Origin of the sequence: Streptomyces sp. H27-H5 (assembly GCF_026627505.1) — a bacterium.
Classification (GTDB): domain Bacteria; phylum Actinomycetota; class Actinomycetes; order Streptomycetales; family Streptomycetaceae; genus Streptomyces.
The window spans coordinates 1-11,339 of record NZ_JAPNLK010000158.1 but is presented as its reverse complement, the minus strand read 5'-3'; the positions used below and the strand labels follow the sequence as shown (position 1 = coordinate 11,339).

The 11,339-nt window shown below is 71.6% G+C and carries 14 protein-coding genes and 1 pseudogene; 13 read left to right on the top strand and 2 right to left on the bottom strand.

The window, feature by feature from the left end:
* The 13 genes and pseudogenes from OTB19_RS39665 to OTB19_RS39605 all read left to right on the top strand — a co-directional run.
* Nucleotides 1-105 (top strand): annotated as a pseudogene (locus OTB19_RS39665) (IS5/IS1182 family transposase); the annotation flags it as partial.
* A gap of 23 nt (nucleotides 106-128) precedes the next feature.
* The gene (locus OTB19_RS39660) at nucleotides 129-536 is read left to right on the top strand and encodes a hypothetical protein (RefSeq protein ID WP_267803650.1); all 408 of its coding nucleotides are present in this window, start codon (nucleotides 129-131) and stop codon (nucleotides 534-536) included.
* Nucleotides 536-919, top strand: coding sequence for a hypothetical protein (locus tag OTB19_RS39655; protein ID WP_267803649.1), 384 nt, complete (start codon nucleotides 536-538; stop codon nucleotides 917-919). Before OTB19_RS39660 ends, OTB19_RS39655 begins: the two co-directional genes overlap by 1 nt.
* A gap of 71 nt (nucleotides 920-990) precedes the next feature.
* A complete protein-coding gene (locus tag OTB19_RS39650) occupies nucleotides 991-2,100 on the top strand; it encodes a beta-ketoacyl synthase N-terminal-like domain-containing protein (RefSeq protein WP_267803648.1) in 1,110 nt (369 codons plus the stop codon).
* Nucleotides 2,101-2,129: 29 nt separating this feature from the next.
* Nucleotides 2,130-2,378, top strand: a complete 249-nt coding sequence (locus tag OTB19_RS39645; RefSeq protein ID WP_267803647.1) for an acyl carrier protein — start codon at nucleotides 2,130-2,132, stop codon at nucleotides 2,376-2,378.
* A gap of 34 nt (nucleotides 2,379-2,412) precedes the next feature.
* Complete coding sequence (locus OTB19_RS39640) at nucleotides 2,413-2,781, top strand: 3-hydroxyacyl-ACP dehydratase FabZ family protein (protein ID WP_267803646.1); 369 nt, start codon at nucleotides 2,413-2,415, stop codon at nucleotides 2,779-2,781.
* Complete coding sequence (locus tag OTB19_RS39635; protein WP_267803645.1) at nucleotides 2,778-3,257, top strand: 3-hydroxyacyl-ACP dehydratase FabZ family protein; 480 nt, start codon at nucleotides 2,778-2,780, stop codon at nucleotides 3,255-3,257. The genes OTB19_RS39640 and OTB19_RS39635 overlap by 4 nt, the downstream gene beginning before the upstream one ends.
* Nucleotides 3,258-3,266: 9 nt before the next feature.
* The gene (gene fabG, locus OTB19_RS39630) at nucleotides 3,267-4,013 is read left to right on the top strand and encodes a 3-oxoacyl-[acyl-carrier-protein] reductase (protein WP_267803644.1); all 747 of its coding nucleotides are present in this window, start codon (nucleotides 3,267-3,269) and stop codon (nucleotides 4,011-4,013) included.
* Between the two features lie 57 nt (nucleotides 4,014-4,070).
* Nucleotides 4,071-4,691 carry a 2-hydroxychromene-2-carboxylate isomerase gene (locus OTB19_RS39625; protein WP_267803643.1) on the top strand — a complete coding sequence of 207 codons (621 nt, stop codon included), beginning with the start codon at nucleotides 4,071-4,073 and terminating at the stop codon, nucleotides 4,689-4,691.
* A 36-nt stretch (nucleotides 4,692-4,727) separates the two neighbouring features.
* Entirely contained in the window at nucleotides 4,728-4,943 is a 216-nt protein-coding gene (locus OTB19_RS39620) for an MbtH family protein (RefSeq protein ID WP_267803642.1), read from the top strand.
* A gap of 110 nt (nucleotides 4,944-5,053) precedes the next feature.
* Nucleotides 5,054-5,758, top strand: coding sequence for a thioesterase II family protein (locus OTB19_RS39615; protein WP_420717001.1), 705 nt, complete (start codon nucleotides 5,054-5,056; stop codon nucleotides 5,756-5,758).
* Nucleotides 5,755-6,594, top strand: coding sequence for an SDR family oxidoreductase (locus OTB19_RS39610; RefSeq protein WP_267803640.1), 840 nt, complete (start codon nucleotides 5,755-5,757; stop codon nucleotides 6,592-6,594). Before OTB19_RS39615 ends, OTB19_RS39610 begins: the two co-directional genes overlap by 4 nt.
* Nucleotides 6,595-6,629: 35 nt before the next feature.
* Nucleotides 6,630-9,308, top strand: a complete 2,679-nt coding sequence (locus OTB19_RS39605; RefSeq protein WP_267803639.1) for a non-ribosomal peptide synthetase — start codon at nucleotides 6,630-6,632, stop codon at nucleotides 9,306-9,308.
* On the opposite strand, the gene OTB19_RS39600 is transcribed toward OTB19_RS39605, so the two are convergent.
* Nucleotides 9,299-9,856, bottom strand: a complete 558-nt coding sequence (locus OTB19_RS39600; protein ID WP_267803638.1) for a hypothetical protein — start codon at nucleotides 9,854-9,856, stop codon at nucleotides 9,299-9,301. The two genes, OTB19_RS39605 and OTB19_RS39600, sit on opposite strands and share 10 nt — an antisense overlap.
* Before the next feature lie 189 nt (nucleotides 9,857-10,045).
* Nucleotides 10,046-11,197 (bottom strand): IS66 family transposase, encoded by a 1,152-nt coding sequence (gene tnpC / locus OTB19_RS39595; RefSeq protein ID WP_267803637.1) that lies wholly within the window; start codon nucleotides 11,195-11,197, stop codon nucleotides 10,046-10,048.
* Nucleotides 11,198-11,339 lie beyond the last annotated feature (142 nt).

The window sequence follows — 11,339 nt, the reverse complement described above, 5'->3', positions numbered from 1 at the left end:
CGCGGGATCGCCACCCGCTACGACAAGACCCCGGAGAGCTACCTGGCCGGACTCCACCTCTGCGGCACGATGCTCTGGCTACGCAGCATCACCGGACGAACATGATCTGAATCCCGTACAGGACCTAAGTGGCAAGGCAGATTCCGCACACGGACGTGCTCATCACCCTCATGGGTGCCCCCCACGCGTCGGACCAGGTCACCAGCGCACTGCGACTGACCCAGGCCCTTCTGGAACGCGGCGCCACCGTACAGGTGTGGACCTGCGGGTACGCGACCCTGCTCACGCAGCGCGCACTCGGCCGCGACAAGCCGCGCAACCTCGCCGACTGGAACCGGGAGCACCCCTCCACGGCCACCCTCGCCGAGGAACTCCTCACCGCGTACGAGGGCCGGCTGTACTGGTACGGCTGCCGCTTCTGCAGCGACGACCGGGGGGCGGTGGACCACCTTCCCCAAGTGGTGCTCCGCCCGCCCGCGGGATACGCGGCCAACGTCGCGGCAGCCGACAAGACCCTGCTCCTGGGGGTGATCTGATGGACGGCCGGGTGCTGGCCATCGTGGAACGCGGCTACCGGGGCGCGCTGGAGAAGCAGTTCTTCGACGAGCTCTACCTGGCCACCGAGCTCCACCGGCAACTCGGCGGCCTCGACGTCCTGCTGCGCGGCTCGGCCGTGACCTACGCACTGGACGCCGGCCCGGTGCCGAGCCTGCGCATCGGCGCTCGCACGGTGGACACCCTCAGCGATCCCCGCAAGGGGCTGCGCACCCTGCTCGACGCCGGCGTGCGGATCCGGGTGGAGGAGCCCGACATCGAGGCCCTCGGCTCGACCCGCCCGCTCATCGAGGGAATCGCGCTCACCCGCCGGGGCGAGACGGCCGAGCGATGGGCCCACTACCGGATGGTCTTCTTCCTCTGACCCCGGACCCGGCGCCCGATACGCCGCGTCCGCACGACGCACCCGCAACGGAAAGGAAACAGGTGACGGTCATGACCACTGCCACCACGAGCACCGGACGCCCGGTGATCACCGCCTGGTCGGCCGTGTCCCCGTACGGCATCGGCAGAGCCGCGTTCGCCGAGGGACTGCGGGAACGACGCGGTACCGTCACCGAACTCGGCCCCGAACACGGCAGCACACCCGACGGCGTCGGTTGCGTCGTGCCCGCCTTCGGCATCCGGGACGTGCTCGGCAAGAAGGGCACCCGCTCGATGGACCGGGTCACCGGCCTCGCCGTCACCGCCGTCGGATCCCTGCTGGACGACGCCGACCGCAACCGCACCGTCGGCACCGGCGAGGGCGCCGCGTTCGCCCTCGGCACCACCACGGGCAGCGCCCAGTCCATGATGGACTTCACCCGCGACTCCCTCACCGGTGAGCAGCCCTTCTTCGTCGACCCGGCGCGGTTTCCCAACACCGTCATGAACTGCGCTGCCGGCCAGAGTGCCATCTGGTACCAGCTCAAGGGCCCCAACGCCACCATCGCGGGCGGCCGCACCGCCGGCCTGCACGCCCTCAACTACTCCCGCAGGCTCCTCGGGGCGGGCCGCGCCCGCACCGTACTGTGCGGCGCCGCCGAGGAGTTCTCGCAGGCCCGCGCCTGGCTGGAGCACCACAGCACCGACCCGGGCACCGAGGCCGCACCGGTGCTCGGCGAGGGCTGCGCCATGCTGCTCGTCGAACCACACACGCCCGACGACCCCGACCAGCCCGTGCTCGCCGAACTCCTCGCGGTGGAACTCGGCGTCGTCCTCGACGGCGACACCCGCCCCGCCCTCGTCTCCTGCCTGCGCTCGGCACTGCGCCGGGCCGGCGTCGAACCCGGCCGGGTGGCCGTCGTCGCCCGGTCCGGAGCGCCCGGCCGCGAGGGCCGCGGCGAAGCCGACGCGGTGCGGGAGGTGTTCGGGGAGCCCGCCCCCGTCGACCTGACGCCGAGCGCACTCATCGGTGACACCGGCGCCGCCGCGGCCGCCTTCCAGACCGCCGCCCTGCTGTCGTACGCCGAGGACCGGCCCGCCGCCGCGGCCGGCCGGATCGGCGTGATCACCTCCGTGGACCGCACCGGCACCGTCGGCTGCGCCCTGCTCGGCCTGCGCTGAGCCCCGCCCCTCCCGAAAGGAACCGAACAGTGCTGGAGAAGGAAGAACTGCGCGCGATCGTGGCGCAGGTGCTCGACGTCGACCTCGCCGAGGTGACCGACCACGCGCGCTTCGTCGACGACCTGGAAGTCGACTCGCTGATGGCGCTGGAGATCGTCGTCGTGCTGGAGAAGAAGTACGCCGTCAAGCTGCCGGAGTCCGACCTCAAGCAGATCGCCACCCTGCAGAGCGCCTACGACGTCCTGCTGGGCCGGCTCGACGCCGCGCAGGCCGCCTGATGCCGCCGCGAGCCCACTTCGCGGCACGGTCGAGGTGCTGCCCGCCGAGGGCGAGTCGAACGCCGCAGTCGCCCACTTCACGGTGGCCGGCACCGAGACCGTGCTGCCCGGCCACTACCCGGGCTTCGCGATCTTCCCCGGAGTCTGCCTGGTGGAGTGCGCCCGCCAAGGTGCCCAGGCCACGCTGCCGCCCGGCGCCAAGGGCGCCGAGTTGACCGCCGTGGAGTCCACCCGGTTCACCGGGCCGGTCTTCCCCGGCGACCGGGTGGACATCGCCATGGAGTGGAAACGGACCCCGACCGGCGACTGGCAGTGCCGGGCGAAGCTCACCACCGGGCGCGGCCCCGCCGCCGGCGTCCGGCTGCGCTACGGCCTGCCCGCGGCCGGACGGGTCGCGGCATGATCGGCCAGCGTGACATCAGGGCCCGGCTGCCGCACCGCTTCCCGATGCTCCTGGTCGACCGGGTCGTCGACGTCGCCCCCGGCGAGCGGCTGACCGCCCTCAAGGCGATCACCTGCAACGAGCCCTGGTACGAGCGGTTCGGCGCGGACACCCCGGACGAGGACTTCGCGTACCCGCCGACCCTCCTCGTGGAGTCCTGGTGCCAGTCCGCCGGAGTCCTCGCCACCTGGGACGACCCCAACCCGGACGTCCTCACCGGCCAGGTGATGCTGTTCGGCGCCATGACCGGCGTCGAGTTCCACCGACCGGTGCTGCCCGGAGAGGTCCTGGAACACCGGGTGCGCCTCGACCGCAAGGTCGACGACACCCTGCTGTTCGAGGGCGAGACCCGCTCGGCCGGCGAGACGGTGATGACCGTGGGCCGCATCGTCATGGCCTTCCGCCCCGCCGAGGCCCTGCGCCCGGCAAGCGTCTGAGGAGAAAGCATGTCGGACAGCACGAGCAGGGTGGCTCTCGTCAGCGGCGGCTCGCGCGGCATCGGCCGCGCCACGGTCCGCGCGCTGGCCCGCGACGGATTCGACGTCGCGTTCTGCTACCGCTCGGACGACGACGCGGCACGCGACCTGGAGAAGAGCGGCCAGGAGTTCGGCGTACACGTGGTCGGCACCCGTGCCGACGTCGCCGACGGCGCCGCCGTACGGGGCTGGATCGAGGCCACCGAGGATCGGCTCGGCCCGATCGACGCGGCCGTCACCGCGGCCGGCATCACCCGCGACAACCCGCTCGTCCTCATGGACGACGAACAGTGGCGCCAGGTCATCGACACCAACCTCGACGGCGTCTACCACGTCTGCCGCGCCGTGGTCTTCGGCATGATGAAGCGCCGCCGCGGTGCCATCGTCAACATCTCCTCGGTCGCCGGGGTCTACGGCCACCGCACCCAGACCAACTACTCCGCCTCCAAGGCGGGGATCATCGGATTCTCCCGCGCCCTGGCCAAGGAGACCGGCCGCGCCGGCATCCGCGTCAACGCGGTCGCACCGGGGTTCATCGAGACCGACATGGTCGCCGAGATGAACGACAAGGCCCGGAAGGAGGCGCTCGCCTCCATTCCGCTGGGGCGCATGGGCACCGCGCACGAGGTCGCCGACATGGTCGCCTACCTCGTCTCGGACCGGGCCGCCTACGTCACCGGCGCCGTCCTGCAGATCGACGGCGGCATCACCATCTGAACCCCCGCACGACCCGAACCGCCCCGAGCACCCCTACGAAACCATTGGAGGCCGGTGATGGCACGCCGCGGACCACGCTGGTACTTCTCCTTCCGCAGCCCCTACTCCTGGATGGCGTACCGGGACCTGGTGGACCGGCACCCCGAGGTGGCAGGCCGGATCGATTGGCTGCCGTTCTGGGAGCCGGACGAACCGGCCCTGGACGAACTGGAGCGCAGCAACATCACGCTGCCGTACGTCCCGATGTCCAAGGAGAAGCACCTCTACATCCTCCAGGACGTCCGCCGCCTCGCCCGGGCCCGGGGCCTGGACATGGTGTGGCCCGTGGATCCCGCCCCGCGCTGGGAGGTCTCGCACCTGGCCTACCTCGCGGCCGACCGGCTCGGCGCCGGACCCGAGTTCATCGCCGAGACCTACCGGGCCCGCTGGGAACTCGGCGAGGACATCTCCGACCCGGACACCATGCGCCGGCTCGGACGCACCGTCGGCCTGGACCCGGAGGTCCTCGCCCGGGCCCACGAGGATCCGACGATCCGCGCATCGGGGCTCGACGCGCTGAACTCCCTGCACCGCGACGGGGTCTTCGGCGTTCCCTTCTTCATCAGCGGATTCGACAAGTTCTGGGGCGTCGACCGGCTGTCCGACTTCGTCGAGCAGCTGAACGCGCGCGCCGCCTGACCCTCCCACGCACTCACACCGAAGGAAGAACCGGCCATGGCCACGAACCCGTTCGAGAACGACGACGCCCGCTACCTGGTCCTCGTGAACGAGGAGAACCAGCACTCGCTCTGGCCCGCCTTCGCCGAGGTCCCCGCCGGTTGGACCGTGGCGCACGGCGAGGACGGCCGCCAGGCCTGCCTCGACCACATCAACGAGAACTGGACCGACATGCGCCCGAAGTCGCTGGCCGACGCCATGGACGCCGCCTGACGTCCCCCGCCGGGCGGTCGGGCAACGGGCGTTGGCAGCAATCTGCAGCGCCCGTTGCCCCTGTCCGGAACCGATGAAAGCGTGGCTCTCACGCAGCTTCCCAGAAAGCGATGCCGCTCATGACCCACTCCTTGGTGTGCCTCCCGTTCGCGGGAGGCGGCGCCGGTTTCTACCGCGCCTGGAAAGACCTCCCCGCCGACGCACCGCGCATAGTGCCGCTCCAACTGCCCGGCCGCGAGGAACTCTTCCTCGACGAGCCCTTCCACGACGCCGTCGACGCGGCCGACGCCCTCGCCCCGCGCGTCGCCGCCCTGGCCGGGGACGGGCCCGTCGCGCTCTTCGGCCACAGCCTGGGCGCGGTGCTCGCCTACGAGGTCGCCCGCCGCCTGGAGCAGGACGCGGCCGTGAACCTCACCCACCTGTTCGTCAGCGGCTCCCCGGGCCCCTGGACCGGCCGCACCCGGCGGGCGACGGGCCTGGACGACGACGGCTTCCTCGCCCGGGTGCGGGAGTTCGCCGGATACGAACACGACGCGCTGGCCGACCCCGACATGCGGGAGCTGCTGCTGCCGATCCTGCGGGCGGACGTCGAGATGCACGAGAACTACAAGCCGGTCTCCGACGAGCCGCTGCGCACCCCCGTCACCTCGCTGCGCGCCACGGACGACCACCTGGTGACCCGTGAACAGGCCGAGGAGTGGCGGCGGGCCACCACCGCCGCCTTCCGGCTCGTGGAACCGCGAGGCGGCCACATGTACCTCACCGAGTCGCCGTTGCCGCTGCTCGACGCGGTCGCCGCGGACCTGCGGTCATGACCGCGGGCGCTGCCCGGCTCGGGCGCAAGACGGCCGTGGTGACCGGCGCGGCCCGCGGACTCGGCCGTTCCTGCGCCGTTCGCTTCGCCGCGGAGGGCGCGGACCTCGTGCTGGTGGACGTCGGCAGGGACGTGGCCGGAGTGCCGTACCCGCTGGGCTCCGAGCGGCAGCTGGAACACACCGCGCGGCTCTGCCGGGCGCACGGCGTCGCCGTGCACACCGCCGTCGCCGACGTCCGCGACGCGCGTGCCGTCGCCGCCGTCGCCGAACAGACGTGGGAGCGCTTCGGCACCGTGGACGTCCTGCTGAACAACGCGGGCATCGCCGCACCGTCGGGCAAGGCCGTCCACGAGATCGCCGAGGACGAGTGGGAACTCATGGTCGGCATCGACCTCACCGGCGCCTGGCGCATGATGAAGGCCCTCGTCCCCGCCATGGTCGAACAGCGCTCGGGCAGCGTCATCAACGTCGCCTCCACCGCGGGCCTCGTCGGCTACCGACACTTCGCGGGCTACGTCGCCGCGAAGCACGGCCTGATCGGCCTGACCAAGGCGGCCGCCCTCGACTACGCGCCCTTCCGGGTCCGGGTCAACGCCCTGTGCCCCGGATCGGTGCGCGACGACCCGCTCCACGAGGGCCGGATGCTCGCCGAGATCGCCCGCTCGCTCGACGTCGACGTGGACGAACACGAGGAGATCTTCGTCCAGTCCCAGCCGATGAACGCCCTCATCGAACCGCAGGACATCGCCGGCGCGGCCCTCTGGCTCGCCGGGGACGACACCCGGCAGGTCACCGGGACCACTCTCACCGTCGACGGCGGCTTCAGCGCCCGCTGACCCCCCGCTCCCTCTCGTACGACAGGAGTCCGACCATGTCGAGAAGTCAGGCCGCGTCCTGCCACAGCCTGGTGGTCCGGCTGCCGGGCCCGGTCGATGCCGCGGAGCTGGAGCGCCGCCTGCGCGCCGGAGCCGCGCAGGCCTGGCCCGAACTGGCGGCCCTTCGCCTGTGGGAGGAGCCCCTGCCGTTCGACGCCGCGCACCCCGCCGCCGCGAGCCGGGCCCGGCAGGAGGCCGAGCGCCCGCTGCACGCCACCGGACTGCCGCTGCGCGCCGTACTGCTGCGCCACCGCGACGGCACCGCCGACCTGGTGCTGGTGGCGCGGCACGGCCTCACCCTCGACGGGACCTCCCTGGTCTTCGGGCGTGCCGACGCCGCCGCGGGACTCCCGGCCGGTGACCGGCCCACCCTCGAATGGGGCCTGGGCGACCCGGCCGCGGCGGGGCGCACCGCCGAGGTGCCCGTCCCGCTGCCGCAGCACCTGCCCGGCGACCCCGCCCTGCTCGCCGCCGCGACCGCGCTGGTACTGGCCCGGTACGGCGCGGGGGAGCCCCTCGACGAATCGCAGGACGCGGCGACGCTGCGGGCCCGCTGGGAGACCGACGGCGGGGGCCCGTCGACCCTCGCCGGCATCGGCGTCCTGGTGGAGGACGGCCGACCAGGGCAGTGGCGCCTGCCGTACCTGGCCCCCGCCCTGCCCGGGTTGCTGCACTTCGTGCGCCACCCGGACGGCACCGTCACCGGGACCCTGCGCCACGACCGCGGTGACCTCGCGCCCGCGGTCGCCGAGCGGTTCGCCGCCCATGTCGCCCACGTCGCGGACCAGTTGGCGCAGGCCCCGGACCGGCCGCTGGAGACGATCGAGCTGCTCGCCCCCGAGGAGACCGAGAGGGTACTGAGACTCGGCGTCACCCCCGCCGTCGGCAGCGCCGAGGCCGCCGGACGCACCCTGGACGGACTCTTCGCCGACGTCGTGCGCCAACGCCCCGAGGCCATCGCCCTGACCGCCGGGGACACCAGCCTCAGCTACGCCGAGCTCGACGCCCGCGCCGAACACACCGCCGCCGGGCTGCGCGCCCTGGGAGTCGCCCCCGGCGCCATGGTCGGTGTCGCCCTCGAACGCGACGCCGACCTGGTGGTGACCCTCCTCGGCGTCCTCAAGGCAGGCTGTGCCTACGTGCCCATGGACCTGCGCAATCCCGTGGAACGACTGCGCTATACCGTTCAGAACGCGGGCGCCGCCGTGGTCGTCGGCAGCGGCGACGCCTTCCCCGACGTCGAGGGCGTCCGCGTGATCACCCCCGACGCGCTGCGCTCCCTGGGCACCGGGGAACCCCCGGCCGCCCCCCGGCCCGAGGACGGCTCCGCGCCCGCGTACGTCATCTACACCTCGGGCTCCACCGGGCGCCCCAAGGGCGTCGTGGTCCCGCACCGCAACGTCGCCGCCCTGATCGAGGCGACCCGCGAGGACTTCGGGCTCGACGCCGACGACGTGTGGACCCTCTTCCACTCCAGCGCCTTCGACTTCTCCGTCTGGGAGATGTGGGGCTGCCTGCTCACCGGCGGGCGACTGGTCGTCGTCGACTACTGGACGACCCGCGACACCGAGCTGTTCCACACCCTGCTCGTCCGCGAGCGCGTCACCGTGCTCAACCAGACCCCCTCGGCCTTCGCGCAGGTCATCGAGACCGACCGGCGCACGCCCGCCGAACTCGCCGTGCGCCTGGTGGTCTTCGGCGGCGAACCGCTCGACCTACGGATGCTCGCCCCCTGGTTCGCCCGGCACTCCCACACCGACTGCCGGCTGGTGAACATGTTCGGCATCACCGAGACCACCGTGCACGTCACCGCCCACACCGTGACCCCGGCGGACGTGCTCGCCGCCGGCCGCGAAGTGGGTCCCGCGCTGCCCGGCTGGACCCTCTCGGTCCGCGACCCGCGCGGCCGACTGCTGCCGATCGGCGCGCCGGGCGAGATCTGCGTGGGCGGCGCCGGAGTCGCCGACCGCTACCTGGGCCTGCCGGAGCTGACCGCCGAGCGTTTCCTCACCGACCCGTACGGCGGCGGGCGCGTCTACCGCAGCGGCGACCGGGGCCGACTGCGCCCCGACGGCAGCCTCGACCACCTCGGCCGGCTCGACAGCCAGGTCAAGGTCCGCGGCCACCGCATCGAACTGGACGAGATCCGCAACGTGCTGCTCAGCCACCCCGACGTGGTCGGCGCGGCCACGGTGCTGGGCCACGACACCCCCGGCGACGCGGCGACCGCCCGCATCGACGCGTACGTGGCCCTGCGCGGACCCGCCGCCACGGCGGACGTCCTGGCGCACGCGCGGGGGATGCTGCCCGCCTACATGGTCCCCTCGACGCTGACCGAGGTGCCCGCGATCCCCCTCACCATCAACGGCAAGGTCGACACGGCGGCCCTCCCGGCCCCGGCCGCCGCACCCGCCGGGCAGCGCGCCGGCGATGCCCCCGCCGGCGACGCGTACGACGCGTTGACCGCGCAGATCCTGAAACTGTGGGGCCATGCCCTGAATGCGGACGTCACGCCGAACGACAATTTCTTCGAACTGGGCGGGAACTCCCTGTTGGTCATCAGGGTGCTTCGCGAGATGCGCGAACAGGGCCTGCCGAAGGTCACCACCCAGGACTTCTACCGCAACTCGACGGCAGGCCGATTCATCGAGGTCGTACGGGACGCTCAGGCCTGACGCCGGGCATTCCCGGAGCGTACGTCGACCCGACGCTTGATGGCGGAAAGCAAAGCGATCCTGATCATTCCGCTGGGAATGCGAATCACCTTCCAGTATCGTCCGAACCTGCGCCGGGTCTCCTCGTCGGTGGCCCATATCCGGGTCTCCGTGGAGAGAACTCCGCAGGCCAGGTGCAGAGTGAAGACCACCTTGGTGCAGCCGGGCTCGGCGTAGTCGCGGAACACCTCGGCCATCGGCCGGTCCGGGCTCACCGGGCCGGCCTGTGAACCGATGCCTCCGTACACCAACTCGCTGTCGGACAGCTCCAGTACGGTGTCGCCCCCCATCGCGAAGTCATCGAGCACCCGGCCGTCGGGCCGCAGTTTGTTCCGGGTGAACGCGAGGAGGATCCGGGCCACCGGGGCCTCGCGCCAGGTCATCTCGCGGGCCGCCCGCAACACCTCCTCGCGCGGCGCGCCCACCTTCACCCAATGCCGTTCCCGGAAATGCCAGTCCGGCATGTAGCGGTCGATGACGAGACCCTGCGGATTCTTCATATCGGTCATGCTCCGACGCTAGCACGCGGTCGATCTCCCGCCCGGCCGTGGCAGCTTTCTGCAACCGGCGTTGTCCTGGCCGAAAGCACCCTGTTAGAAATGCTCCGTTGCCTTGATTTCCGCCAATTTACATTGAGGGTGAGTGGCTGTGTCCGATTCTCGGGGTCCCCTGCTGCGTAAGTGTTCAGGGGTGTGGGTTCAGGTCGTTGCTGGCGGTATCCAGGGGGTGCCGGTGAATGCGTTGCGGAGGGCGTCGAGCAGGTCGATGCCGTGGGCGCGGGCGGTGTCGAGGTAGGAGCGGACGGTGCAGTACCAGTCGGCGCTCTCGACCCGGCGCCAGCAGCCGCTGACGGCCATCTGGAGTTTCACCATGCGAAGGGCCCGCTCGGCCGGGTTGTTCGTCCATTCCACGTCGAAGTCGCTGGTGAACAGCAGGATCTCGTCGGTGCGGTTCTTGAGCATCTCGGCGGCCACCCAGGCCGGGTGGCGTTTGTTCTGGCTGGTTCGGCGGCCGGCGTTCTGGGCGAGGCCGACCAGGTAGGCGTGCCGCCATCGCCGGTGGAGCTCGGCTTCCCGAGGCGCGTCGAGCCGGTTGGCCCCGGTGGCCTTGGCCTGTTCGACGCTGCGGTGGAAGTCGCGCAGGGTGTCCTGGGCGGCCAGGGCCCAGGAATGATCGACGCCGGGTTCGCCTTCGATGACGCCGGTCAGGTCCCGCAGGATGTGGGCGCAGCAGATCTGCCGGCCGGCCGCGGTCTTGGCGTACTTGTCGTACAGGGCGAGCCGGTCGGTGACCAGGACGCCTTCGTATCCGGTGAGGATGTTGAAGGAATCGGTGGCCTCGTGTGAGCGGCGTTTGTGTGCGCCGAGCCAGATCAGCGGCCCGGCCCGGGCGACGTGCACGTACATCCAGTCAGGTCCCGGCTGCCTTCGGTCCGGGGCGAGGTGTTCTCCGCGCAGCAGGGCCTCGGTCTCGAACTGCCGCATCTCATCGCCGCTCACGCTGGCCGGGGTCTCGTCCAGATGCAGCACCGGCGCGGACTTCAATCGAGCCTTCAACGCGGTCATGAACGGGGTGAGTTCCGTGGCGAGGCGGCGGATGAGGCCGGAGGCGAAGCCGGTGGAGACCTGGGCGTCGAGCAGGGCGTGCATCATCTGTGCAGCCCGGACCACGCTCATGTGGCCACGCACCGCCAGTAGCACGGTGGCCGCCTTGACGTCTGGGCCGTAACAGACCGGGCCGAACACCCCCGACGGGGCTGTCCCAGCGGACACCGAGGAGCAGTTGGGGCAGGCGATCTTCAGCATCCGGTACTCGGTGCACCGCAGTTTCACCGGCGGCACGTCCAGCACCTGGGCCTTCGAGGCGGAGGGTGTATACCAGGTTGTGTGAGTAGGGGATGATTGCTCCTGTCTGGTCCGGTTCCTGCCTCGAACGGAAAGTGACGCACAGTGATATCGAGGCAGAATTCTCAGCGGGACCGCAGCGAGGCGG

Excerpts from the sequence above, each read along its gene's own strand:
- OTB19_RS39655 (WP_267803649.1), top strand. The coding sequence starts at position 536 with ATGGACGGCCGGGTGCTGGCCATCGTGGAACGCGGCTACCGGGGCGCG.
- OTB19_RS39650 (WP_267803648.1), top strand. The coding sequence starts at position 991 with ATGACCACTGCCACCACGAGCACCGGACGCCCGGTGATCACCGCCTGG.
- OTB19_RS39635 (WP_267803645.1), top strand. The coding sequence starts at position 2,778 with ATGATCGGCCAGCGTGACATCAGGGCCCGGCTGCCGCACCGCTTCCCG.
- fabG (WP_267803644.1), top strand. The coding sequence starts at position 3,267 with ATGTCGGACAGCACGAGCAGGGTGGCTCTCGTCAGCGGCGGCTCGCGC.
- OTB19_RS39625 (WP_267803643.1), top strand. The coding sequence starts at position 4,071 with ATGGCACGCCGCGGACCACGCTGGTACTTCTCCTTCCGCAGCCCCTAC.
- OTB19_RS39620 (WP_267803642.1), top strand. The coding sequence starts at position 4,728 with ATGGCCACGAACCCGTTCGAGAACGACGACGCCCGCTACCTGGTCCTC.
- OTB19_RS39615 (WP_420717001.1), top strand. The coding sequence starts at position 5,054 with ATGCCGCTCATGACCCACTCCTTGGTGTGCCTCCCGTTCGCGGGAGGC.
- OTB19_RS39610 (WP_267803640.1), top strand. The coding sequence starts at position 5,755 with ATGACCGCGGGCGCTGCCCGGCTCGGGCGCAAGACGGCCGTGGTGACC.
- OTB19_RS39605 (WP_267803639.1), top strand. The coding sequence starts at position 6,630 with ATGTCGAGAAGTCAGGCCGCGTCCTGCCACAGCCTGGTGGTCCGGCTG.
- OTB19_RS39600 (WP_267803638.1), bottom strand. The coding sequence starts at position 9,856 with ATGACCGATATGAAGAATCCGCAGGGTCTCGTCATCGACCGCTACATG.